The organism is Mesorhizobium sp. M1A.T.Ca.IN.004.03.1.1 (assembly GCF_003997555.1).
GTDB lineage: Bacteria > Pseudomonadota > Alphaproteobacteria > Rhizobiales > Rhizobiaceae > Mesorhizobium.
Genome location: NZ_RZTV01000808.1, coordinates 1 through 248 on the forward strand (window position 1 = coordinate 1; position 248 = coordinate 248).

Consider the following 248-nt stretch of genomic DNA (forward strand, 5'->3'; position numbering starts at 1 on the left):
ATGATTTCGTCCACGCGACGGCGTGGCGCTGGTCGGGCAGTTCCACGGATGCCGACGACATCGCACAGGAGGTCTGCGTCAAGCTCGGCGCGGCCATCGGCAGCTTTCGCGGCGCCAGTCGCTTCAGAACCTGGCTCTATACGCTGACGCTCAACGCCGCCCGCGACCACAGACGCAAGCTTGCCCGAGAGGAGCAGACATTCCGCGCTTATGCCGCCGAACCGCAGCCGGATGCGCCTGATGGAAAT

At 64.9% G+C, this 248-nt stretch carries 1 protein-coding gene; it reads left to right on the top strand.

Annotated elements, in window-relative coordinates; translation table 11 throughout:
* The coding region (locus tag EOD29_RS33895; protein WP_164764048.1) for an RNA polymerase sigma factor at positions 1 to 248 on the top strand (248 nt) is incomplete at both ends.